The organism is Paenibacillus apis (assembly GCF_018333295.1).
Lineage (GTDB): Bacteria > Bacillota > Bacilli > Paenibacillales > Paenibacillaceae > Fontibacillus > Fontibacillus antibioticophila.
In genome coordinates this window covers 357,330-380,558 of record NZ_BORS01000001.1, presented here as the reverse complement: position 1 = coordinate 380,558, position 23,229 = coordinate 357,330, and the positions used below count along the sequence as shown (strand labels likewise).

At 50.8% G+C, this 23,229-nt stretch carries 22 protein-coding genes and 1 other RNA gene; 2 read left to right on the top strand and 21 right to left on the bottom strand.

Going from position 1 to position 23,229, the window contains the following annotated elements; all coding sequences use genetic code 11:
• Positions 1–37: 37 nt before the first annotated feature.
• The 3 genes from typA to KI362_RS01615 all read right to left on the bottom strand — a co-directional run bounded on the left by typA (position 38) and on the right by KI362_RS01615 (position 3,344).
• Positions 38–1,879: a translational GTPase TypA gene (gene typA, locus KI362_RS01625; protein WP_301624376.1), complete on the bottom strand. Its 1,842-nt coding sequence runs from the start codon at positions 1,877–1,879 to the stop codon at positions 38–40.
• Between the two features lie 166 nt (positions 1,880–2,045).
• Positions 2,046–2,546, bottom strand: coding sequence for a hypothetical protein (locus KI362_RS01620; RefSeq protein ID WP_301624375.1), 501 nt, complete (start codon positions 2,544–2,546; stop codon positions 2,046–2,048).
• A gap of 138 nt (positions 2,547–2,684) precedes the next feature.
• Positions 2,685–3,344, bottom strand: a complete 660-nt coding sequence (locus KI362_RS01615; RefSeq protein WP_301624374.1) for a TerC family protein — start codon at positions 3,342–3,344, stop codon at positions 2,685–2,687.
• 126 nt (positions 3,345–3,470) lie between these two features.
• Between KI362_RS01615 and KI362_RS01610 the strand changes: the two genes are divergently transcribed.
• Positions 3,471–4,193, top strand: a complete 723-nt coding sequence (locus tag KI362_RS01610) for a TerC family protein (protein ID WP_301624373.1) — start codon at positions 3,471–3,473, stop codon at positions 4,191–4,193.
• Positions 4,194–4,324: 131 nt separating this feature from the next.
• Here KI362_RS01610 and thiI read toward each other — a convergent pair whose 3' ends face one another.
• The 5 genes from thiI to KI362_RS01585 form a co-directional block, all read right to left on the bottom strand.
• The gene (gene thiI, locus KI362_RS01605) at positions 4,325–5,557 is read right to left on the bottom strand and encodes a tRNA uracil 4-sulfurtransferase ThiI (RefSeq protein ID WP_301624646.1); all 1,233 of its coding nucleotides are present in this window, start codon (positions 5,555–5,557) and stop codon (positions 4,325–4,327) included.
• Positions 5,558–5,563: 6 nt separating this feature from the next.
• Positions 5,564–6,712, bottom strand: coding sequence for a cysteine desulfurase family protein (locus tag KI362_RS01600; protein WP_301624371.1), 1,149 nt, complete (start codon positions 6,710–6,712; stop codon positions 5,564–5,566).
• A gap of 4 nt (positions 6,713–6,716) precedes the next feature.
• Positions 6,717–7,472 (bottom strand): lytic transglycosylase domain-containing protein, encoded by a 756-nt coding sequence (locus KI362_RS01595; protein ID WP_044479310.1) that lies wholly within the window; start codon positions 7,470–7,472, stop codon positions 6,717–6,719.
• 318 nt (positions 7,473–7,790) lie between these two features.
• The gene (locus tag KI362_RS01590; RefSeq protein ID WP_301624368.1) at positions 7,791–8,204 is read right to left on the bottom strand and encodes a hypothetical protein; all 414 of its coding nucleotides are present in this window, start codon (positions 8,202–8,204) and stop codon (positions 7,791–7,793) included.
• A gap of 46 nt (positions 8,205–8,250) precedes the next feature.
• The gene (locus KI362_RS01585; RefSeq protein ID WP_044479312.1) at positions 8,251–8,475 is read right to left on the bottom strand and encodes a DUF1540 domain-containing protein; all 225 of its coding nucleotides are present in this window, start codon (positions 8,473–8,475) and stop codon (positions 8,251–8,253) included.
• 164 nt (positions 8,476–8,639) lie between these two features.
• Between KI362_RS01585 and KI362_RS01580 the strand changes: the two genes are divergently transcribed.
• The gene (locus KI362_RS01580) at positions 8,640–10,547 is read left to right on the top strand and encodes a S8 family peptidase (RefSeq protein WP_301624366.1); all 1,908 of its coding nucleotides are present in this window, start codon (positions 8,640–8,642) and stop codon (positions 10,545–10,547) included.
• Positions 10,548–10,647: 100 nt separating this feature from the next.
• Here KI362_RS01580 and rnpB read toward each other — a convergent pair.
• From rnpB to KI362_RS01515, 13 genes are all read right to left on the bottom strand, one after another.
• Positions 10,648–11,055, bottom strand: an RNA gene (rnpB, locus tag KI362_RS01575) — RNase P RNA component class A.
• A gap of 76 nt (positions 11,056–11,131) precedes the next feature.
• A complete protein-coding gene (locus KI362_RS01570) occupies positions 11,132–12,247 on the bottom strand; it encodes a Nif3-like dinuclear metal center hexameric protein (RefSeq protein ID WP_301624364.1) in 1,116 nt (371 codons plus the stop codon).
• Entirely contained in the window at positions 12,223–12,984 is a 762-nt protein-coding gene (locus tag KI362_RS01565; protein WP_301624363.1) for a tRNA (adenine(22)-N(1))-methyltransferase, read from the bottom strand. The genes KI362_RS01570 and KI362_RS01565 overlap by 25 nt, the downstream gene beginning before the upstream one ends.
• A complete protein-coding gene (locus KI362_RS01560; RefSeq protein WP_301624361.1) occupies positions 12,981–13,811 on the bottom strand; it encodes a hypothetical protein in 831 nt (276 codons plus the stop codon). Before KI362_RS01560 ends, KI362_RS01565 begins: the two co-directional genes overlap by 4 nt.
• Before the next feature lie 100 nt (positions 13,812–13,911).
• Positions 13,912–15,039, bottom strand: coding sequence for an RNA polymerase sigma factor RpoD (gene rpoD, locus KI362_RS01555; protein WP_301624359.1), 1,128 nt, complete (start codon positions 15,037–15,039; stop codon positions 13,912–13,914).
• A 42-nt stretch (positions 15,040–15,081) separates the two neighbouring features.
• Positions 15,082–16,905 (bottom strand): DNA primase, encoded by a 1,824-nt coding sequence (gene dnaG, locus KI362_RS01550; RefSeq protein ID WP_301624357.1) that lies wholly within the window; start codon positions 16,903–16,905, stop codon positions 15,082–15,084.
• Positions 16,906–16,949: 44 nt separating this feature from the next.
• Positions 16,950–17,411, bottom strand: coding sequence for a YaiI/YqxD family protein (locus KI362_RS01545; RefSeq protein ID WP_044479319.1), 462 nt, complete (start codon positions 17,409–17,411; stop codon positions 16,950–16,952).
• A gap of 33 nt (positions 17,412–17,444) precedes the next feature.
• On the bottom strand, positions 17,445–19,520 hold the full coding sequence (gene glyS / locus KI362_RS01540) for a glycine--tRNA ligase subunit beta (protein WP_301624355.1): 2,076 nt from the start codon (positions 19,518–19,520) through the stop codon (positions 17,445–17,447).
• Entirely contained in the window at positions 19,513–20,400 is an 888-nt protein-coding gene (glyQ, locus tag KI362_RS01535) for a glycine--tRNA ligase subunit alpha (RefSeq protein ID WP_044479321.1), read from the bottom strand. Before glyQ ends, glyS begins: the two co-directional genes overlap by 8 nt.
• 365 nt (positions 20,401–20,765) lie before the next feature.
• A complete protein-coding gene (gene recO, locus KI362_RS01530) occupies positions 20,766–21,515 on the bottom strand; it encodes a DNA repair protein RecO (protein ID WP_301624353.1) in 750 nt (249 codons plus the stop codon).
• A 26-nt stretch (positions 21,516–21,541) separates the two neighbouring features.
• The gene (locus KI362_RS01525; RefSeq protein ID WP_071784189.1) at positions 21,542–21,688 is read right to left on the bottom strand and encodes a YqzL family protein; all 147 of its coding nucleotides are present in this window, start codon (positions 21,686–21,688) and stop codon (positions 21,542–21,544) included.
• Positions 21,689–21,825: 137 nt separating this feature from the next.
• Positions 21,826–22,728 (bottom strand): GTPase Era, encoded by a 903-nt coding sequence (gene era, locus KI362_RS01520; protein WP_301624350.1) that lies wholly within the window; start codon positions 22,726–22,728, stop codon positions 21,826–21,828.
• A gap of 61 nt (positions 22,729–22,789) precedes the next feature.
• A complete protein-coding gene (locus KI362_RS01515) occupies positions 22,790–23,203 on the bottom strand; it encodes a cytidine deaminase (protein WP_044479325.1) in 414 nt (137 codons plus the stop codon).
• Between the last annotated feature and the right edge of the window lie 26 nt (positions 23,204–23,229).

Sequence of the window (23,229 nt, the reverse complement as noted above, 5' to 3'; positions counted from 1 at the left end):
GCGGATTCCCTCCTTCTCGCACTTGCTTATATTTCTATTATAGATTGGCTTCTGCCATTTTGCGATGTTTTTCGGCACGTTCCCGTTCGCTCTTGTTCAAAATTTTCTTTCTCAGGCGAATAGACTTCGGCGTAATCTCGCAATATTCATCATCATTCAAATATTCCAGCGCCTGTTCCAGCGAGAACAGACGAGGCGTCTTCATCTTCACGGTATCGTCCTTCGTTGCGGAACGAATATTGGTTACCTGCTTCTCCTTACAGATATTCACAACAATATCGTTATCTCTTGTATGCTCGCCGACGATCATCCCTTCATAAATCTCGACCCCCGGTTCCAGGAACAAGGTGCCCCGGTCTTCGATCGAAAGTATCCCGTAAAGCGTCGATACCCCATTTTCGCTAGATACCAGAACCCCTTCATGACGTCCGCCAACCTGCCCGCCAACTCGAGGTCCATAGCTGTCAAAGGCATGATTCATGACTCCATAACCCCGTGTCAGTGTAAGAAAATGTGTCGCATATCCGATCAAGCCACGCGCAGGAATCAGAAACTCAAGACGCACCTGACCTGTTCCGTTATTAATCATGTTCACCATCTCGGCTTTGCGTGTTCCGAGACTCTCCATAACAGCGCCCATGCTTTCTTCTGGGACATCAATCAGCAGACGTTCGATCGGTTCCATCTTGACACCATCAATTTCCTTGATAATTACTTCAGGCTTCGACACTTGCAGCTCATAGCCTTCACGGCGCATATTCTCAATCAGAATACCCAAATGAAGCTCTCCGCGTCCCGATACAATGAAGGCATCCGGGCTATCGGTTTCATCCACACGAAGCGACACGTCCGTCTCCAATTCCTTTAACAACCGCTCACGAAGCTTGCGGGAGGTGACCCATTTCCCTTCCCGGCCAGCAAACGGACTATTATTTACGAGGAAGGTCATTTGCAGGGTCGGCTCATCAATCTTTAGCACCGGCAATGCTTCAGGGTGATTCGGGTCGGCAATCGTCTCACCGATATTAATGTCCTTGATCCCGGCGATGGCCACAATATCCCCGGCACCAGCTTCTTCGGTTTCTACACGGCGGAGGCCCTGGAAGCCGAATAACTTCTCGATGCGCGCAGACTTCTTGCCGCCTTCGCGCGTCATTACAGTGACAGGCTGTCCTTGACGGATCACACCGCGATTCACACGTCCGATCGCAATCCGTCCCAGATATTCATTATAATCCATCAAGGTCACAAGAAATTGCAGAGGTTCCTCTACGGTTTCAGTAGGTGCGGGGATTTTTTCAATAATGGTCTCATAGAGAGCAAGCATATTGTCATCCTGTTTCTCAGGATCCAGACTGGAGGTTCCGTTCAATGCGGAGGCGTAGACAACCGGGAATTCCAACTGCTCGTCATTTGCTTCCAGCTCGATGAACAAATCAAGTACTTCATCGATAACTTCTGCCGGACGTGCTGCAGGGCGGTCGATTTTGTTCACTACAACAATCGGGGTAAGTTGATGCTCAAGTGCTTTGCGGAGTACGAATTTGGTTTGCGGCATGCAGCCTTCATAGGCGTCAACCACAAGCAACACGCCATCCACCATTTTCATGATCCGCTCTACCTCTCCGCCAAAATCGGCGTGTCCCGGAGTATCCACGATGTTAATCAGGTAATCCTTGTAAGTGATCGCTGTGTTTTTAGCCAAAATGGTAATCCCACGTTCACGCTCCAGATCGTTGGAATCCATTGCGCGCTCCTGCAAGGCTTCATTTTCGCGGAAGATTCCGGATTGTTGAAGCAGTTTGTCTACAAGTGTTGTCTTGCCGTGGTCTACGTGAGCAATAATAGCGATATTGCGAATGATTGTTCTTTCATGCATGGTCTTTTCTCCAAATCCTTTCGTCTCTATATGTGTTTACTGAAAACAGCTAATCTCAGCCTGAAGCACCATTAAAACAAGCGCCGGTAATTTGACATAACCGACGCTTGGACATATCCCTTATATTATACGCAAATCCATGAAAAATTCAATAACTTTACAAACTTCACCAACTTCGGCGGGTATTCCTGCGTCCGCGTGCAGCAATCAGCCAAATTCCCGCGACAATCATCAAGATGGCAAGCAAGTAGATAAATGCCATCGAGAACAAAGTGAACCCGAACAAAACAAGTGAAACAGCGGTCAGAATCAAGGTGACGATCCATAATCCGTTATGGCGCGTGCCCGACAGCAATAAGTATTCATACAGCCCGGCCGCGATTCCGAGAATGAATCCAGGCCAGATATGCTTCATCGTCTGCCAGCCCCAGATAATGGCGATAAAAAACATAACGCTGTAAAGCACCAGCATGGCTCCCGGGACGAGCAATTCCGCTGGTCCTTTCCGCCAAAAATATAGCATGTGGAGTAACAGCCCAGGGATCAATAACAGGAGCGGCCAGAACGCTCTCCCGAGAAAGCCGAATACACCAAGCTTACCGAGCAGGATGATGATCCCCGCAGCTAAAATCAGTATCCCTGTTGTTAGTTTGTTGTTGTCGGACATCCCATCACACACCTTCCAGTGGACAATGAGGGACAGGCCGCATCAAAAAACGACATTTCCCTTTGTCTTCAGTTTAGCTGAAAACAGCACAAAAAACCACTCTCAACCTATGCCTTGAGAATGATTTTTTGAGGGCGATCAGCGTCGTCCGATATTATATTTTCTAATCCAGCCGAACATAATAACCAACACTGCGAGGATGAAAGGAAGCAATTGTGCAAGTGAAGGCAGTAAGGAAGCAAGCAGCTTGCCCATTTTCGGATCATTCATCAGCATTTCACCTGCGGTATAGGCGAGGATTCCGGCCCCCGCATAGTTCAACAGGGGTAATTTGTGCAGTAAAGCCGCAATCAGATTACTTCCCCAGATGACGATTGGAATGCTGAGCGCAATACCGATCACAATAACGGCTACATCGCCTTTTGCCAATGCGGCTATCGCAAGAACGTTATCCAGACTCATGACGAAATCGGCTATAAGAATTACCTGAATCGCCTTCCACAAGGTACCCGCCTCGCGTGCATCGCTCACCTCGTCGTGAGGCATCAGCAGTTTGAAAGCAATCCCGGCCAGCATGAGCCCTCCGGCAGCTTGGATAAATGGAATTTTCAGCAGAACAAGGGCAATCCAGGTGAGGGCGCATCGAAGCATGATGGCCCCCAACGCTCCCCACCATATAGCACGCTTCCGCTGCTTCAAGGGTAAATCCTTGCTTGCCATAGCAATGACCAGCGCATTATCACCGCTTAGCACCAGATTAATTATCAGTATCTCAACCAATAGCAAGAGCTGCTCCAAGCTTATCCCCCCTCGATCATAATTATGAAACGAAGGGCCAAGCTATGCCTGGCAATCATAAAAGGCTGGACAAATGGTGGCATTAGTTTTTTAATACCTATATACCGAATAAGGAAGTGACATCAATTGGATTTATTTCAGGCAACATTCTGGTTTTCTTTACTCAACATCATCTTTATTGATCTGATTCTTGCCGGCGACAACGCGATCGTAATCGGAATGGCCGCTCGCAAGCTCCCGCACACGGTTCAGAAAAAAGCGATCCTTTACGGGACCGCCGGTGCGGTCGTGCTCCGGATTCTGGCTACGCTCGTTGTTGTGTGGCTGCTGGGTATTCCTTGGCTGCTTGCCGTAGGCGGGGTGATGCTTATATTTATTGCCTATAAGGTGCTGGCCGATGATGGGGATCATGATACCATTGAAGCGAAGGACAAGCTGTGGCCGGCAGTACGAACGATTGTCATTGCAGATGCGGCTATGGGACTCGACAATGTCATTGCTGTTGCAGGCGCCTCGGGACAGCATACCATTCTCGTCGTAATCGGTCTGCTGATCAGCGTGCCGATTGTTGTTTGGGGCAGCACCATTTTCATTAAAATCCTGGGCAGGTTCCCTTGGATTGCCTATATCGGAGCAGCGGTTCTGGCATATACAGCGTCCCACATGATTACCGAGGAGCCCCATTTCCTTCCCTTCTTTGAAGAGCATGTCGTCCTTCGTATTTTGTTCATCGCCCTCGTAATCGCCGCTGTTCTTGTCGCAGGGTATTTCAAAAAAGCGCGGCAAAAGAAGCGGCGGAAAGAAGCCGAGACCGCACGAGGTTCAAGCTCAAGGCCGGCCACCCGGTAAGGTAACAAAAAAAGATCAACCGCAAACAAACCGGTTGATCTTTTTTTATAGCTGCGCTCCATAAATTCAATTCAGAAAATTGGCTCTTCAACGCCGAGATGGTTGATGGAGCCGATGGGTGAATCGATCTCTTAGAACCAGTTATCCGAAACTGCCGCAGCTTCTTCATTTTGCCGAACTACCTCTTCATCCGGACGGATGATCAAGGTCTCCGTATCTGATACCGCAGCTTCAATCAGCTTCTCCAATCCGGCAATACCGGCTTCGATTCGCTCCACGACCCGCAAGTTAGGATTTGTAGTCGGTGACTTGGGGACGAACAGCGTGCAGCAATCCTCATAGGGCAGAATCGAAATGTCATATGTCCCGATCTCCCTTGCTTGGCTAATGATTTCCTCTTTATCGATCATGACAAGCGGGCGCAAAAGCGGAAGGTCGGTTACCCTGCCGATTACATTCATGCTTGCAAGCGTCTGGCTTGCCACCTGTCCCAGACTATCCCCGGTCACGATAGCCAATGCTCCGTTGCGTTCCGCAAGCAGCGATGCAATCCGCAGCATGGATCGGCGCATCAGGGTAATCGTCAGGTTTTCCTGTCCCGTTCCTGCAATCGCCGTCTGAATCTCTGTGAAGGGAACTAGATGAAGCTTGATTTGGCAAGCAAAGCGGGACAAGACCTTGGCAAGCTCGATCACCTTCTCCTCCGCCTTCTTACTTGTAAAGGGGTAGCTATGAAAATGCACGCATTCAATTTCCAGCCCCCGCCGCATGGCAGACCAGCCCGCTACCGGGCTGTCGATGCCGCCGGACAATAGCAATAAACCTTTGCCATTTGTGCCCAGCGGGAAGCCGCCGGCTGCCGGAACCACTTCAGAGTACAAGTAGGTGCCTTGTTCCCGGATTTCCGCGCGCAATTCCAATTCAGGATTATGGACGTCTACCTTCAATTGAGGGCAGAGCTGCAGAACCGGACTGCCGATCAGCCGATTCATTTCCTGGGTGCCGTGCGGGAACTCCTTCCATACTCGCCGGGCACTCACTTTGAACCGCATCTGACGATCTGTCGGCAGGTCGCGGACAAAGAGCTTTGCCGCTTCGATGATATCCTCAAGCCTGGAAGGAACGACAACTACAGGGCTAATCGAGGTTACACCGAAGACATGCTTCAGGATCGAAATCATTTCCTGCGCGGATTCGCCGTTTAACTCGACATAAATCCGGCCATACTCCCTGACGATCTTAACTGCGGGATACTTCTTAAGCAGCACCTTGACATGGGACAGAGCTGCCTTTTCAAAACGGGAGCGGTTCTTCCCTTTTATCGTTATCTCTCCAAAACGGAGCAGAAGCATATCGTAAGCTATCATGTTTTAATTCTCTCCCTTTAATCTACGCACGCGGTCCACAGACTTTCCGATCGCCGCGAGCAGCTCCTGAATATCACCTGCTGCGTGCTCCTCGGCAAGACTGATGCGAACGCCGGACTCGGCCTCAGCCTTGCCGGCTCCCATTGCCAAAAGCACCCGGCTGGGCTCGGCTTTCTTTGAAGAGCAGGCTGACTTCGTAGAGACAAGAAATCCTTGCTCTTCCAGCATATGCAGGAACGCCTCCGCCTTCATGCCAGGATACGAGAAATGTACGATGTGCGGAGCCGCAGCTTCGCCCGAATGAACGATCAGCTCAGGCCAGGCAGCTAAGCCTTGAATCAGCTGCTTCCGCAGGGCATTTAGCTTGCCTGCGCGTTGCTGTTCACCCTCCTTGGCAAGGCGGATCGCCTTTGCCATCCCGACAACGGCCGGGATATTCTCCGTGCCCGGCCGCAGGCTATCCTCCTGTCCGCCGCCCGACATGAGCGGAACAAGCGAAAGACCTTCCCGCACCATGAGCAGTCCGGCCCCTCTCGGTCCCCTTAGCTTATGCGCAGAAAGGCTATACAAATCAATTCCGCTGTCCATGAGAGACAGCGGAACTTTACCAAAGCCCTGGACACCGTCGACATGGAAAATCACGCGAGGATGTTCCTTTTTAAGTCTGCGTCCAAGCTCTTCCACGGGCTGGATGCAGCCTGTTTCATTGTTCACGTGCATCACGGACAGGAGAACCGTATCCTTGCGCACGGCGTCAAGCGCATCCTGCACAGAGATTTGCCCGTTTTTATCCACGGGGAGAAAAGTAACCTCCCAGCCCTGCTTCTCTAACTGAACATAGCATTCCCATACCGAAGGATGCTCGACCTGGGTCGTAATCAAATGCCGGCCGCGGCCAGCATATCGCATTGCTGCTCCCTTTACGGCCAGGTTATTGCTCTCAGTGGCTCCGGAGGTAAATATAATTTCTCCGGGCTTTACGCCAAGCGCGGCGGCGCATACCTCCCGTGCCTTTATAAGCAGTCTTCCGCTCTCCTCGCCAAGCTTATGCAGGGAGGAGGGGTTGCCATAATGAGCAGCCATCACCTCTGCTACAGTTCGCACTACATCTTCATAAGGCGGGGTTGCAGCGGCATGGTCAAAATATTTCATATTCTCAGCCCTCATATTTAGCCCGAGCTGCGGCGATCTTTACAATATACCGTTGGGTCTCGCCCGGCAACAGCTCCAGCTTCTCCATCAGTTGCGAATCCCCGGAAATGCCGAGCTTGGCAAGGCGTCCAGGTCCTGCGTTATAAGCAGCCAAAGCGGTATTTTCATCTCCGCCGAAACGCTTTATCTGAGCAGCCAGATAACGGGTGCCTGCGTCGATATTTTGGGCCGGATCAAATGGATCTGTTACTCCAAGTCCCTGGGCCGTACCATCCATCAGCTGCATCAAGCCCTTAGCCCCGGCAGACGATACTGCCTGAGGATTAAAGGAAGACTCCGTCTCAATAACGGCTTTAATCAAGCTGGCAGATACGCCATATTTTTGTGCGGCTTGCGTAATGAGCGGCTCCAGATCCCCGGCAGTTGCTGAGGAACTCGTGCTTGACCGGGCTGCAAGCAGTTGGCTTAATGCCGCAAATGACTCCGTATCCAATCCGGACAGGCCCTCCCAGGCGTTGTCATCGTTCATCATGCCCGAAGAGAGCGTGCTTAAATCTGCAGCGGTCCACGGAACATTGCTCAAGATATCCTCTTGCCCTGCCGGATCGCCGCTTTCTGCTCTCATTAACTCCTGCAATAATATATCAAACAGCGAACGGTCGGTTTCTGCTTTTGCGCGGCTCTCCGTATTGCTGAAATCGACAGCGCTTCTCGACTGTGTCTGAATCAGCTGCACCATGGTTCTTGGATCAATTTGCATGACGGTAATTCCTCCACCTTGTTATGGACAAAGTCTAATATAGCCTTTATTTTACACTTGTTCCACCAGCTTGACCAGCCGTAAGTCAGTTTCCATTCAAAATGGCAAAAAATCGTGCAAGTGCGCAGCAGTATAAAACAGCTGACGTTTCTGCGTTCCGGGGGTAACGTGTAAAGGTTGCTTGTTTTCTGCTGCTGCACATTTTCCTGCCTAAATGTCGTAGTCGGAATGCTTGTTGCAGTGCAGCCCCTAACAAAACAGGGCCTCCCGCCAGATCAAGTCTGTTGGGACAGCCCTTTCGCAGATCGGCTATGCGGTTTACCGAGTGAACGGAATGAGTACGAAATAACTGAGCGTCGCTACAATACCTAGTCCCGCCGCCCATGCGCCTGAAGTCTTCCGGCCTTGGCTGTATGCGTAGAAGCCCAGTACGGCTGCAATCGGACCTAGAATTATGGACCACATAAACAAAGATGCGATGCCCAGGCCTACGCCGATATAGCCCACTGTTTTCCCCGCTTCTCTTCCCTTAGCTCCTGCGTTATCCGGATTGATTTCCTGCCGTTCGGTCTCCGTAAAGGCCGTTCGGGTAGGAGCAAATTCGGCTGCATATTCCTCGTTGTGCTCCTCGTGCGGCATTCGTGGATAATCAGTACGGCTCTTTAATGAGTTATCCGAACTGTTCGAATTATCAAACTTTCTGGAGTTATCATTCGGACCTAAGTTATCCATAACTGGCACCTCCTGTAGAATGGATCATGCACTTGCTTTTTGCAAATTACGATTTAGGCTTAAAGGTGTGACAGCAAGTTGCTGATGAGGATTCGGCAATATCCTGATGCTCTGTATCGAACGATTCCCCTGCAAATTCCGCGTTGTAATCCCGGGAGGCATGAGTGTCAATGTCGATCATGATCATGTCCGCTTGGCATAAGTTTTTCTCACCCCAATACGTGCAGTTGGAGACGCTGCATTTTACAATCGGCTTATCTTCTTTAGCCATTTATAATCACCTCAAGCTACATTTTTTCCGTCCCGCCGGTTTGATATGCGAAGCGGCTGCTGTTAAATGAATACAAAAAAGATGCCTTTCGGCATCTCAGAATAAAATCTTCCGGTTTTCCTCATTCTAAGCCTGTTCAGACTAGTCTTGAGGAGGCCTTACCTATGAAGCGGAAAAGCTGGGCTCTGCTAGCGCTATTAGCCGCCGGAGTCATTGTCTTGTATACATTTGCATCTGATCCACAGCAGAATTCACATTCGAATAACGCCTCACAACCCGAAACCGCATCAACAACCGGGCCAAAGAAGCTTGGGAATCATCAGGAACACAAGCTGAAACAAATGATGAAGCAGCGTGACATGACAGCTACCGAGCGTTTGGCGCGTCTGGATGCAAAACGTCATGTCCGGCAGTTGGCTGAACAATATGCTGCAGTCCGTAAGAGCGGCGAAACCCCTTCCTATGCCCGGGAGCTACAGAAGGATCACGGTCAATTCTTGTCGATCATCTGGGTAAAGGACGGCCAGGAGCGAGAAACAAAGGCCGCTTCCTATAAGCTTGATCAGAAGGAGCAGAAGCAGCTGCGAGGCTATCTTCAGTATGCCCGAAAGGCTCTCCAGCGGAAGCAAGCCTACGAATCGCCTTCATTCCCTCAGGATCACCCCAAGTATTATGTTGTTGCCGAGCCGTCCGGTCAAGGACAGTCCGGTATGATTGCTGTTATGGACATGGGGATCCTGAGACGGGTGGAAGAGCATCAAGACAAGAACCTGCGGCTGATTCCGTATCCCAAGGAAGGGAAGTACAAGGTGGAATCCATACATGCCGATACACTCAAGGATATGACCGTCAAGACAGGCCATGACAACGAAAAGGCAAGCCACTATTACGAAAATGAAATCGTTGTGACCTTTGCGGAGCCCCCCTCAACAGAAGAGTTGAGTAGAATGACCCAAGAACTGCAATGCGGCCAACCAAAGCGGATTGCCAACACCTACATTTTTCGTTCTGAAACGATGGATATGAAGCAGCTGAAACACTATTTCCAGACGAAATGGAAGCCGAATTATGTGGAGCCCCATTACTTGTACATGACAAATGACAACTTGAGCATGAATCTGACTGATGAATCCCCGGTAATTCCGAATGATTTATTATTCTCTGAATATCAATGGAATCTTCCGGTTATAGAGACTAATCGTGCCTGGAAACTGTCCAAGGGGAGCGATAATGTCATTGTTGCCGTGGTCGATACCGGAGTGGACCTGAAGCATCCCGATTTGAACGGGCGCTTGCTGGAAGGCTATAACGCCATCGAGCAGGAGGAGGAGCCCTATGACGATGTTGGCCATGGGACGCATGTCGCCGGAATTATCGCAGCGAATGTCAATAACAACGAGGGCATTGCCGGCATGATGTGGGGAGGCAAGATCTTGCCTGTAAAAGCGCTTGACAATACCGGCGCGGGAACATCCTACTCTGTGGCTGAGGGCATTATCTGGGCTACCGACCATGGAGCCAAGGTAATCAATCTCAGTCTGGGGAATTATGCGGATGCCCAATTTCTGCATGAAGCAGTCAAGTACGCCTTTGACCGGGACGTAGTTCTGATTGCCGCTACCGGAAACGACAACACCGAGCGGCCCGGCTACCCGGCGGCTTATCCGGAAGTATTGGCAGTATCCGCTACAGACTTTCAGCTCCAGCGCGCTTCGTTCTCCAATTACGGCGATTATGTTGACGTCATGGCTCCCGGCGAGAGCATTGCCAGCACTTACCCGGACAATCAGTATGCCGCTTTGTCCGGTACCTCCATGGCCTGTCCGCATGTCACCGCATTGGCCGCCCTGATCCGCTCCGTCAATCCCGATCTGCGAAATACCGAGGTGATGGATCTGATCCGCAGCAATGTGATCGATCTCGGCCCAACAGGACGCGACAAGGATTACGGCTATGGACAGATCGATGTCTATGCTGCACTGTCCGCTGCAGGAGCAGGGGATTCAGCGCTGCAGCTCTGGCCGCAGGCTGTTCAGCGCAAGATTAACCGGATTCTGGACAAACACAAATAATCTGCTGAAGAAAAAGAGGCTATTCCGTCGGATTCAGGATCTCTCGGGAATAGCCTCATTTCATTCATAAAAAAACATTAATGATATAGGTGGTTGCAGTGAAGAAAGTTTGCCGTAAGCCGGGTTCTGTACTCTTGGCGGTAATCACGGGAACAACCCTCCCGCTTGGAGTGACAATCATCTATCTAGGCCGTACATTACTGGACGGCTCCAGCGACCAACCCGGACGCGCCTCGGGCAAAGGCTGCTTCACGAAGGAAGCTGCGTCCCATTAGGTCTTGCTCCAGATGGGGTTTACCAGGAACGAAGTCACCAGCGTTCCTCGGGGTCTCTTACACCTCGGTTCCATCCTTGCCTGATCCGCAATTGCTTGCGGCCATCGGCGGTCCATTTCTGTGGCACTATCCTTCGGCTCGCGCCGACTGGACGTTATCCAGCACCCTGCCCTATGGAGCCCGGACTTTCCTCCCGCGGCAACAAGGCCGCCGGCGATTGTCTGTCAAACTTTCAATAGCAACACATGTTAGTATACAGGCATCTCCTCGAGATCACAAGTATGAAACTGCAGGAAAAAGTCGTAATGATTAAATAAAGCGGAAGGGCTCCGTATCTATGCCGGAAGCAAATACCTTTGTCTCGTACTTACCCTCTCTCAGCTTTTGCTCAAGCCATTCCGCCACCTTGGCCTTCATAATCTTCTCGGCATTATGACCTGGGTCGATCAAAGCGATCCCCGCCATCTGGGCATCCTGTGCCGTATGGTAATCAATATCTCCCGTCACCAGCACATCCGCCCCTCGGAACATCGACGCTTTCCAGTACTTCCCTCCAGAGCCTCCGACTACTGCGGCTTTACGGAGCGGACGATTCAGATCACCGACAACACGAACGAAAGGCACGTCCAGCTTCTCTTTGACTCGTTCTACGAATTCACCAAGAGTGGCCGGTTCACGCAGCTTCCCCACACGTCCAAGTCCAAAGGTTCTTCCCTTCAAATCCATCGGGTATAGGTCATAAGCAACCTCTTCATAGGGATGGCTTTTGAGCATGGCTTGAATCACTCTTTTTTGCAGGCTCTCGGGAACAATCGTCTCAATCCTCATTTCCTCTACGGTCTCCAGCTTGCCTGGAGTTCCAATGTAGGGATCTGTCTCCGCACCGGGAATAAAGGTTCCCTGACCTTCCGTATTGAAGCTGCAATGGCTGTATTGCCCGATGGCTCCGGCTCCCGCATTGAGAATGGCCTCCAGCACCTGACGGTGATGGTCTTTCGGAACAAACACGACCAGCTTATGCAGCCGGTCCGTATGGATATCCTCCAGAGCTTCGCCAGGCTCAATCCCCAACGCCTCAGCCATCCAGTCATTCATTCCTCCGTCTGTAACATCAAGGTTTGTATGAGCGATATAGACAGCAATATCATGCTTGATCAGCTTCTCATACACCTTGCCCATCGGCGTATCGGTTTGCAACTGCGCAAGGGGACGGAAAATGATCGCATGGTGCGCTACAATCAAATCAGCACCCAGCTTGATTGCCTCATCTACTACTGCCTCATTCACATCCAATGCAGTCAGCACACATTTGATATCCTTTTGCAGGCTGCCAAGCTGGAGACCAATTTTGTCGCCCTCCATCGCAACATGCTTGGGAGCCAATTGCTCCATATACTGAATTACTGCTTGTCCTTTTGCAAGCATTCCATTACCTCCTTCAACTGCCGGGCCAGTTCTGCCAGCTCCTGCTCCTTGATCCTCGACGCCTCATGCGAAGAGGAGGCCACAGAGCTGCGAATCCGCTCCAGCTGTTTGATTTCTCCGTGCCACTTTTCAAACCAGACTGCATTCGGCTCCTTAATCAACCAAGGACCGAGCAATAGCAGCAGCTCCTCCGTTAGCTTCATTTCACTGCCAGGCAGTGCTCGGGGCGCATACAGCTGGGCATTAAATCCTGCGCTGTCAGAAAGACGTCTTGCCGTCAGAATTTCATAAATCTTGCCGTCCTCCTCCAGAATGCTCTCTTCGGTTAAAGCCCATTCATGACGAAGCAGCCAGCGCCGAACTAAATCTTCGCCTACATTCGGCTGAAGCACAAGGGTATGGACCCCTGCAAGCTTCTCCTGACCGGCTTCTAGAATCGAAGCGATTAATGCTCCTCCCATGCCTGCGATCGTAATTGTGTCCACCTCTCCAGGACTGACAACCGCTAGCCCGTCTCCTTTTCGTACAGCAATGGAAGAGGTTAAGCCCGCTTGAGCTACCTGCTGCTGCGCCGCCTTCAACGGCCCCTCATTCACCTCACCGGCAACAGCGCTCAAGGCAAGCCCATTCTTCACAGCATACACCGGAAGAAGCGCATGATCCGAGCCAATATCGGCCAGTTTACAGCCCATTGGCAGCCGTTCCGCAATCTGTATCAACCTTGCTGATAATTTCATGAAGAAATCCACACCACCCATTTTTTTCGTAATCCAAACAAAACGCCCAGGGCCAGCACAATCTTTAATAAAAGAAATAGCCCCATTCCTTGAATCGGTTGCTGCCGAAGCAGGAAATAATCCGCCTCCGGCATGAACCAAAGGGTCACCGACAGGGCGAAAAGCACTCTGGACACCATAACCGAGCGCTGATGAACAAGCCAGACCAACCAGAAAATAATGATGCTGATCGGAAGCCAGACGACCTGTAACCAGATCCATGAATACTCAGGGTGCAAATAATCAAATATAAAAGCGTAGACAAGTATGAAGGCCGCAAAACCGCAATACATCAGAATTCCTATCTTTAGTATAGCTCCTGCGCATAGCCAGATCAGACCACAGCCCGAAATCAAGGCCATAAAGGCGAGACCGCTGCTCCACCCCTGCAGGAGAAGAATCCAGCTTCCGAGGCCAAGCAGGATAATGCTCCCCGTACCGGCTGTCACCAACGAGAACAGGTCTCTCTGCTCACGATAATATCCGGAGATGACGTAACAGATAGCCGGAACCAGTAACGTAATTCCGATTTGCAATGGCCAGGCAAAAAGGCTAAAATAAAAAGAAATAAAGAAAAAGAAGGAAATAATTCCAAAAGAAAGTAACCAAGCCTTCCAGCTGCCTTGACTGAACGAGCCCAACGACAGCATCGGACGGGCAGCAGCTGGCGGCTCGTCATGATCCCGATACAAGTTCTCTAGAAAGTCGCAATACTGCTCGGGCAACAACCGGCTTCGCCGCCAATGAGCGATTTCTCGGAGAATGATGTCTCTTTTATCCGGATTCACATTATAACCTTCCTTCTGAGAGAGTTACTTTTTGAACAACCTCTTTCATCAAAAAAAAGACCTTGCTGCTCTGAATCAGCAGAAGGTCGGGTGCCTTGGACTATTCCAGAAAGTCCTTCAGCCGTTTGCTCCGGCTCGGATGGCGCAGCTTCCGAAGGGCCTTCGCCTCGATTTGGCGTATACGCTCGCGGGTGACGCCAAACACTTTGCCGACTTCTTCCAGTGTTCTGGTACGTCCATCGTCCAGTCCGAAGCGCAGTCGAAGCACATTCTCTTCACGCTCGGTCAGCGTATCCAGGACATCTTCGAGCTGTTCCTTGAGAAGCTCATACGCCGCTGCATCGGCAGGGGCCAGTGCTTCCTGATCTTCGATGAAATCACCCAGATGGGAGTCATCTTCTTCACCAATCGGCGTTTCCAGCGAGACCGGCTCTTGGGCAATTTTCATAATTTCTCGTACTTTCTCAACGCTTAATTCCATCTCGGCTGCGATCTCCTCAGGCGCAGGCTCACGCCCAAGCTCCTGCAGCAATTGACGGGAGACCCGAATCAGTTTATTAATGGTCTCCACCATATGCACAGGAATCCGAATCGTTCTTGCCTGGTCGGCAATCGCGCGGGTAATCGCCTGGCGAATCCACCAAGTGGCATAAGTACTGAACTTGAAGCCTTTCTTGTGGTCAAATTTCTCAACCGCTTTGATCAGGCCCATATTGCCTTCCTGAATCAGATCAAGGAACAGCATGCCGCGTCCTACATAACGCTTGGCGATGCTTACAACCAGCCGCAGATTTGCTTCGGCCAGACGGCGCTTCGCTTCTTCGTCGCCATTCTCGATCCGTTTGGCAAGCTCCATCTCGTCATCACCGGATAACAAGGGAACTCTTCCGATTTCCTTCAAATACATACGGACCGGATCATTAATTTTGATCCCGGGAGGAAGTGTCAAGTCATCGTCGAAGCCGAATTCCCCGTGCTCTCCATGCTCATCATCATTGCGGCGAGTCGCAAGCTCTTCATCGCTGTCACCAGTAATATCAATGCCAAGATCAGCTAACTGCTCATAGAACTCGTCCATCTGTTCAGGATCCTGCTCAAATGGCGACAGCTTCTCCATAATTTCTTTATAAGTCAAAGAAGATCTCTTCTTGCCCTGCTCAATCAGACGATCCTTGACCTGTTCCAGTGTTAATTCGGTTTCTAGTTCAGTATGTTGTTCATTCGTCATTTCTGGCTCCCTCCTCCCTAGAAACTAACCACGGTTCAACGTCTATTGTCTCTCTAGGGCAATAATCTCACTGGCTATTTGTGCTGCACGCAAAAAATCCCCGGCTTTTTCAGCCGATACCATTTCTTCTTTCTTTCGTCTGATTTGCTTCATCTGAGGCACCTTCTTGACTTCCCGGATACAGTCGTCAAGTTCCTGGGTGCTCCATTCTGCAGGAAGCTCCATCATGGCGATTCCAATGACGGATTGCTCAAGCCGTTCATCCTGCAACGAAGCAATAAAGCGGCTTGCATCCGGCGGTTTGCCTTGTGCATAGTATGCGTATAGATAAGCAGCAATGGCTGCATGATCTTCGAGGTTAAATTGGTCTCCAAGCGAGTCACCCACATAACGGGCTACCTCATCATCCTGGAGCATAAATGCAAGAAGCCGGCGTTCGGCAACATGATAAGCAGGCAACAGCTCCGGCATGGAAGCCTGCCCCGTTTTATGCCTACCATTATTCCACCTTTTGCCCTTATTATCCCCTGCATAGTTGTTTTTTTGCATGGATTGGCGCTTCTCATTGCATTCCTGCTTCAGGCTTTCGAAGGAAACCTGCAGTTCAGCCGACAACTCCTTCAAGTAAATCTCTCGTTCGGTTGGTGACGATAAGGGAGCAATTACTTCCATCGCATCTTTGATGTAGGCAACCTTTCCGTCTTCTTCTAGCAGTATATGGTTTTTTCTCAAATATATAAGCTTGAATTTTACAGATGAAACAGCTCCATCCAAAATTTTCCGATGAAACCGCTCTGCTCCGTATTTCCGAATAAAGTCGTCCGGATCGAGCCCTTCGCTCAGCATTGCAATTCTTACCTGAAATCCCGCGTCTTCCAAAATCGGTATGCTCTTCAACGCAGCTGCCTGTCCGGCTTGATCTCCGTCATAGCAGACAATGACCTCATCGGCCAATCCCCGCATCATGGCGGCATGACTCTCGGTCAGCGCCGTGCCCATTGTCGCTACTCCGTTATGCACCCCGGCTTCCCAGGCACTAATCACATCTCCATAGCCCTCAAATAATACAAATTGACGTGATTTTCGTATTTCGCCCTTGGCCATATGAAGATTGTATAAAGTCCGGCTCTTGCTGAACAGCTTGCTCTCGGATGAATTCAGATATTTCGGCTGACCCTCTCCCAGAACTCGTCCTGCAAAAGCAATCACTTTGCCGCTTCGATTATGGAGCGGAAACATGACCCGATCTCGGAATCGATCGACGTAGCCGCTGCCGTCCTGTTTGGACGACAAAAGTCCGCCCTTCTCCATGACATCAAGATTAAAAGAACGCTTCTCCAAAAATTGAACAAGCGTATCCCAACGTGCAGGCGCATAGCCGATTTGGAACGTGTCAATCGCCTTTTCGCTGAATCCTCTTGACTTTAAATAGTCCATTGCAGACTTTCCATACTCCGTATTCTTCAGCAGGAAATGATACAGCTTCGCTGTCCATTCGTGCGCTTGCAGCTGCTGCTCCAGCTCCAGATTCCGCGGAGAATCTCCGGCAGAACCGCCCGTTCCGGCCTCATAGGGAATATGAGCTTCATCCGCCATCAGCCGAACGGCTTCCGGGAATGTCAACCCTTCGAGCTCCATCCGGAATTTGATCGCATTACCGCCCTTGCCGCACCCGTAGCAGTGAAAAATCTGCCTGTCAGGCGTAACAGTAAATGAAGGCGTCTTCTCCGAGTGAAACGGACAAAGCCCCTTCATATACTTGCCTTGCTTTGTTAAATGAACGTGCTTGCTGACCGTATCGACAATATCATGCTGCCGCAGGACGGCCTCGATGACTTCCTCAGGAATGCCTCGCCCGGTATTCATCTAACCACCTTCATCTTTCATAAAACACATTTAATTATAATTCGCTAAAATTGTACATTCTCCTGCAAATCCCGCAAAAGATTTATCAGGCTCGATCGAAAGTGCTGCCGATCTTCTTCAGAAAAGGGGCGCGGACCCCTGGAATGCTTGCCCGACCGTCTTGCCTTTGCCTGGGCATGTCTTCGTTCCAGCAAGTAATCAATATTCCCCGGGTGAAATATATCGCCCCGGGGAGACAGCGCCTGGCAAGCCTTGGCTAGCACAAGCGCGGCCAGACCGTAATCCTGGGTCACCACAACATCGCCGCGCCGGATATGATTGACGATATAAAGATCGGCGCTTTGCTGACTGCGGTCAACCTGAACGACCTCTACACCGGATGCCTCCTTCAGAACATGGTCGAAGGACGACACCATCAGTACGGAAATGCCGAACTGGCTGGCAATCTCAATAATTTCGGCTTTGACAGGACAAGAGTCCCCGTCAACAACAATTCTCGAAGACATGCGGGGACCCCCTTTCATTTAGTCGTGTGCTTATTATGCCCAAACAAGCTTGCCAAAGTCGGCAAATTGCTTCAATTCCTGGTCAATAGCCGAGAGCAGTGCCAGCCGATTCATCCGGATTTGCTCATCCTCGGTCATCACCATAACGCCGTCAAAGAAAGCATTAATCGCTTCCTGCAAGGAAGAAAGCGAAGTCAATGCCCCCGAAGCATCCTTGCCCTCAAGCTGGCGGCGGAACTCAGGTGTGATCTCCGTCAACTTCTGATAAAGCTTGGCTTCCGCAGGATCATGGAGCAGGTCAGAGCGCACCTTAACAGCGGAAGCTTTGGAGGCAAGGTTGCTTACACGTCCAAAGGCTTCGCAAACGGTCTTGAACTCCGGACGTTCAACAGCTTCCATCAATCCGTTGCCCCGGGATACGACAGAGACGACGTCATCATAGCCCGCCCCCATCACAGCATCCACCACATCATAACGGCAGTGATCGGAAAGGGTCTTTCTTACGCGCAAGCCGAAGAACTCCAGCAGATCCTTCATCATTTCTTCCTTACTCCGCTTCAGCTCATGGAAATGGGCATGAGTCTCAATCGCAAGCTCGAACAGTTGGGATAACTGAACCTCCAACTGATGCTCCAGAATAATCTGAACAATGCCTGCAGCTTGACGGCGCAATCCGTAAGGATCCTGTGAGCCTGTCGGGATAATCCCGATGGAGAAGCAGCCTGCAATCGTGTCCAGCTTATCGACAATGCTGACAATGGATCCGACTTGCGAAGCGGGAACGTCATCTCCGGCAAAGCGGGGCTGATAATGCTCAAAGATCGCCCTGGCAACAGCATCCGACTCCCCGGCTTTGCGGGCGTAGTCTTCCCCCATCACCCCTTGCAATTCCGGGAATTCATAGACCATCTGGGTAACCAGGTCGAACTTACAAATTTCAGCCGTACGACTCACGGCTTCTACAGTGCCGCTGTCAGCGCCGAGCAATGCGGTCAGCTTCTCGCTGTTGCGGCGGATCCTGCGCACCTTGTCTCCTACCGTACCCAGCTCCTCGTGGAATACGATGCTCTCCAGCTTGGACAAGGCATCCTTGATCGCCAGCTTCTGATCCTCTTCATAGAAGAATTTCGCATCGGACAGCCGTGCGCGAAGAACCTTCTCATTCCCGCGGGCGATAAGGTCGAGGGAACGGTTGTCTCCGTTGCGAACGGTAACGAAGAAGGGCAGCAGCGCTCCATCTGTATTCAATACCGGGAAGTAGCGCTGATGCTCGCGCATGGAGGTGATCAGCACCTCCTGCGGAATATTCAGGAACGATTCCTCGAACTTCCCGAACAGGACGGTCGGTGTTTCTACCAGGAACAGAACTTCCTCCAGCAAATCTTCCTTTACAGCGATATTCCAGCTTTGCTCTTTGGCAAGGTCTGCAATTTGCGAAGTAATCATTGCCTCCCGTTCTTCGATGTCAGCAATTACATGCTGGGCGCGAAGCGCCTCCACATATTCGCCAGGAGATGCAATGACGGTATCCTGACCAAGGAAACGGTGCCCGCGGGTGACATTCCCGGATTTGACTCCCGCAATCTCCAGATCAATAATCTCGCTGCCGAACAAAGCAACCATCCAGCGGATCGGGCGCACAAACTTGAAGTCATAGCTGCCCCAACGCATATTTTTAGGGAAATTCATGGCATGCAGTATACCTAATAAGCCTTCAGACAGCAAGGACTTCGTCTCAACACCTTCACGGCTCTTGCTGACATAAATGTATTCGGTTCCCGACAATTCGCGGAAGGTGAATTGATCCGGGTCCACGCCCTGACTGCGGGCAAATCCAAGAGCAGCCTTGCTCCAGTTGCCGCTCTCATCCAATGCGATTTTACGGGAAGGCCCCTTCACTTCTTCATGAACGTCCTCCTGCTTCTCGGCTACGCCCTTTACCAATACCGCAAGACGGCGCGGCGTCGCATAGCTGTCAATGCTGTCATAGGAAATGACCGAATCTCCCAGCCACTTGCTCGTGCGTTCCTTTAATTGCTCCACAGCTGCACGGATAAAGCGCGCAGGCATCTCTTCCAGTCCAATCTCAAACAATAAATCCTTAGCCATGGATTTCGCCTCCTTTGTTCAGCATCGGGAATCCAAGCTTTTCGCGCTCCTCCAGATACGTAGCCGCTACTTGACGGGCAAGGTTCCGGACTCTTGTAATATAACCGGTGCGTTCAGTCACACTGATAGCCCCCCGGGCATCAAGCAGATTGAAGGTGTGCGAGCATTTCAGCACATAATCATATGCCGGATATACCAGGTGCTCGGCCATTGCTTTCGCCGCCTCCTGCTCATACATGTTAAATAACGTGAATAGCATCTTTACATCGGAAAGCTCGAATGTATACTTGGAATGCTCAAACTCGGCTTGATGGAATACATCACCATAGCTTGTTCCATCCACCCACTCCAGATGGAATACATTCTCCTTGTCCTGGATGTAAGAAGCCAGCCGCTCCATGCCATAGGTAATTTCCACGGCTACCGGATTCGTCTCGATTCCTCCGACTTGCTGGAAATAAGTGAACTGTGTGATCTCCATACCATCCAGCCATACTTCCCAGCCGAGTCCCCAGGCACCAAGTCCCGGATGCTCCCAGTTATCTTCGACGAACCGGATATCATGCTCCAGCGGGTTAATGCCAAGTCGCTTCAAGCTCTCCAGATAGATTTCCTGGATGTTGTCCGGCGAAGGCTTCAGAATAACCTGGAACTGATGATGCTGGTACAGCCGGTTCGGGTTCTCGCCGTACCGTCCGTCCGCCGGACGGCGGGAAGGCTCCACATAAGCTACATTCCACGGCTCCGGTCCGATGGAGCGCAGGAATGTCATCGGGTTCAGCGTCCCTGCGCCCTTCTCCACATCATAGGGCTGGACGACGATGCAATTTTGCTCGGCCCAGAACTGCTGCAGGGTCAAAATCATTTGTTGAAAATTCATTGAACCTCATCTCCTTGTTTGCTGAATAAATGAGAGTCCGCAACATTCGCGGGCGGTGAGGCGCAAAAAAAGCTCTCGCCGCCCACGTCTGTTGTCAGACGTAGGGACGAGAGCTATTGTCCCGCGGTTCCACCCTACTTGATCTGCCTGACAGCTAACTTGCATGCCGCTCACGAACAGATCCGCTTTTCACGTACCATTCCCATCCTCCCGGGCCGCCGCTTCATGAGTTCCTCCGGCCGGGCTTCCACTACCCCCGACTCGCTGTTCCTGCCGCTTCGAAACATCATTACTTTTCCCGATCAACGCATGGGTCTCCAGAAAGGAGAAATTCTTATTTATAATATCCGATTTCAGATGCCGCGTCAAATCTCGTATTTATCAAGCTGATCCAGAAAGCTGCGCGACTTCAGCTTAAGTCCAAGCTGTATATCCATGAAATCCCGCATGATCCTCTTGAGCTCCGCCTTTGTCTCATCCTTAACTTCAACATTGCCCAGCCTGCGCATATCCATACGCTCAAAATAATGAAGCAGCTTGTAGGTGCCTGCAGACACCTTTTGAGCAGCCGGATCGTGATGTCCGCAAGAAGGACAGAGCGAACCTCCCAGCCGGGGACTTATTTTATAAGTATCCGCCGTGCGTCCGCAGGAGACGCAATTTGAGATGACGGGTCCATAGCCGGCGGCCTGCAAAATTTTCATCTCATATAGTGCGATGACAACCTCGGGATCCTTCTTTGAAGCCAGCGATTCAAGACAAGCCTTTAGCTGTGTGTACCAGAAGCTGCCCACCTCTTCATCCTGCAAGGTCCGATCCAGCAATTCGCAAGCATAGGAGGCATAGGCCGCTAAAAAAAGATCCTCACGTAAAGAAAAGTGAGATTCAATAATCTCACCTGAATTCAATGTGCCCAGACCGTGGTTGGGACGGTAAAATGCAAACTCCCCGAGCGTAAAAGGCTGCGTTATTGCCGCATGACGGCTCTTGACCTTTTTTGCTCCCCGCACCAACACTCCGATTTTACCGTTGCCTTCTGTGCACAGCGTGATGATCTTGTTCCCCTCGCCGTAGTCCATGCTGCGGATGACAATGCCTTCCACCCTGTATAGCATGTCTCTTCCCCCATGTGTGAACCTTGTTATATTTCCTGTTGTTCCTCCGGAACAACCCATTCCTCTGCGGCTTCAGTCATCTCGTCCTCTGGATTGCCAACAGCCTCTTTATAGAGCATGTAAGCATCGACATCTCCAGTCATTGAAAAATACTTCCACGAAAAATCTCGCATTCGTGTTCACCCTTCCCTTCGAAATGACGCCTTTTAAAAAGAGTGTTCAAAAAGTGATAACTTTTGAACTACCACGTTCAAAGGATAGGATGCTCGGGTAAACACGAACTAATGTGATACAAATCCTCCCAATCCGCCTACATGTCGCGATGGAAGCCCAAATCCTTCAAAATCCGTTCCTGGTTCCGCCAGTCCTTCTTCACTTTTACCCATAGCTCCAGGAAGGTTTTGGAGCCCAGCAGATTCTCAATATCTTGTCTCGCCAGCTTGCCGACTTCCTTCAGCAAAGCTCCTTGCTTTCCGATGATAATTCCCTTCTGGGAGTCTCTCTCCACAAAGATGACAGCCGATATATAGACGACCCCATTCTCCTCCACCCGCATATCTTCAATAGTTACGGCAATGGAGTGCGGCACTTCCTCCCGGGTCAGATGAAGAATTTTCTCCCGGATCAGCTCTGCGCATACAAACTGCTCCGGATGGTCGGTCACCTGATCCTCTGGGTAGTATTGCGGGCCCTCCGGCAAATACTTGCCGATCTGCTCGATCAATGTATTCACATTGCTTCCAAGCATCGCGGAGATCGGTACGATTTCTGCAAAATCATACAGCTTCCGGTACTCTTCGATGATCGGGAGTAATTCCTCCGGCTGAATCCGGTCGATCTTGTTCAATACGAGGATAACAGGGGTTCGCACATCCTTGAGACGTTCAATAATAAAACGGTCTCCGCCTCCCAGCCCTTCCGCAGTATCAACGAGGAACAGAACCGCCTCTACCTCCCCAAGGGTGTTCAGAGCTGTCGTGTTCATGTAATCGCCGAGCTTGGACTGCCGCTTGTGGATGCCGGGCGTATCCAGAAAAACCACTTGCATCTCTTCAGATGTGTAGACCCCATGAATTTTATTACGGGTTGTCTGAGGCTTATCGGACATGATTGCAATCTTTTGGCCGATGATATGATTCATCAACGTAGATTTTCCGACATTCGGCCGGCCAACAATGGCGACGAAGCCCGATTTGAATTTGGATTTTGCCATGTAGTGAAAGTTCCTTTCGCATGTTTATGCTATATTTTCATAACCGTTGGGAATCCTTGCATTATTCCTGCTGTTCCTGCAGATTCACAGAGCTAAAATAGTACGGCAGCAGTTCCCCTACCGTAGTTTCTTTGACATCACCCTTCAGGTTGCCAAGCACAACCGGCATTTCCGGACCGCATAGCTCCAGAAGCACCTGCCGGCAAACCCCGCACGGAGAGATCGGTCCCTCGGTATCGCCAACAATGGCGATAGCCTGAAAGGATCCCGGCTTCAAGCCGTCAGCAACCGCGCGAAATACGGCCGTTCGCTCCGCACAATTGGTTGGTCCATAGGCCGCATTCTCAATGTTACAGCCATGGTGGACCTTTCCCGACTGATCCAGCAATGCGGCTCCAACGCCAAACCCTGAGTAAGGGATATATGCTTTCTTCCTTGCCTCAACTGCTTCTTGAAGCAGTGCTTTGTAATCCATTCAATCAGCTCCCCATTCTAAATGAA

Excerpts from the sequence above, each read along its gene's own strand:
- KI362_RS01590 (WP_301624368.1), bottom strand. The coding sequence starts at position 8,204 with ATGGATAACTTAGGTCCGAATGATAACTCCAGAAAGTTTGATAATTCG.
- glyQ (WP_044479321.1), bottom strand. The coding sequence starts at position 20,400 with ATGAATTTTCAACAAATGATTTTGACCCTGCAGCAGTTCTGGGCCGAG.
- KI362_RS01515 (WP_044479325.1), bottom strand. The coding sequence starts at position 23,203 with ATGGATTACAAAGCACTGCTTCAAGAAGCAGTTGAGGCAAGGAAGAAA.
- KI362_RS01620 (WP_301624375.1), bottom strand. The coding sequence starts at position 2,546 with ATGTCCGACAACAACAAACTAACAACAGGGATACTGATTTTAGCTGCG.
- KI362_RS01565 (WP_301624363.1), bottom strand. The coding sequence starts at position 12,984 with ATGAAATTATCAGCAAGGTTGATACAGATTGCGGAACGGCTGCCAATG.
- KI362_RS01585 (WP_044479312.1), bottom strand. The coding sequence starts at position 8,475 with ATGGCTAAAGAAGATAAGCCGATTGTAAAATGCAGCGTCTCCAACTGC.
- KI362_RS01600 (WP_301624371.1), bottom strand. The coding sequence starts at position 6,712 with ATGAAATATTTTGACCATGCCGCTGCAACCCCGCCTTATGAAGATGTA.
- KI362_RS01595 (WP_044479310.1), bottom strand. The coding sequence starts at position 7,472 with ATGCAAATTGATCCAAGAACCATGGTGCAGCTGATTCAGACACAGTCG.
- glyS (WP_301624355.1), bottom strand. The coding sequence starts at position 19,520 with ATGGCTAAGGATTTATTGTTTGAGATTGGACTGGAAGAGATGCCTGCG.
- KI362_RS01525 (WP_071784189.1), bottom strand. The coding sequence starts at position 21,688 with ATGCGAGATTTTTCGTGGAAGTATTTTTCAATGACTGGAGATGTCGAT.
- rpoD (WP_301624359.1), bottom strand. The coding sequence starts at position 15,039 with ATGACGAATGAACAACATACTGAACTAGAAACCGAATTAACACTGGAA.
- KI362_RS01545 (WP_044479319.1), bottom strand. The coding sequence starts at position 17,411 with ATGTCTTCGAGAATTGTTGTTGACGGGGACTCTTGTCCTGTCAAAGCC.
- recO (WP_301624353.1), bottom strand. The coding sequence starts at position 21,515 with ATGCTATACAGGGTGGAAGGCATTGTCATCCGCAGCATGGACTACGGC.
- KI362_RS01580 (WP_301624366.1), top strand. The coding sequence starts at position 8,640 with ATGAAGCGGAAAAGCTGGGCTCTGCTAGCGCTATTAGCCGCCGGAGTC.
- typA (WP_301624376.1), bottom strand. The coding sequence starts at position 1,879 with ATGCATGAAAGAACAATCATTCGCAATATCGCTATTATTGCTCACGTA.
- dnaG (WP_301624357.1), bottom strand. The coding sequence starts at position 16,905 with ATGAATACCGGGCGAGGCATTCCTGAGGAAGTCATCGAGGCCGTCCTG.
- KI362_RS01570 (WP_301624364.1), bottom strand. The coding sequence starts at position 12,247 with ATGCTTGCAAAAGGACAAGCAGTAATTCAGTATATGGAGCAATTGGCT.
- era (WP_301624350.1), bottom strand. The coding sequence starts at position 22,728 with ATGGCAAAATCCAAATTCAAATCGGGCTTCGTCGCCATTGTTGGCCGG.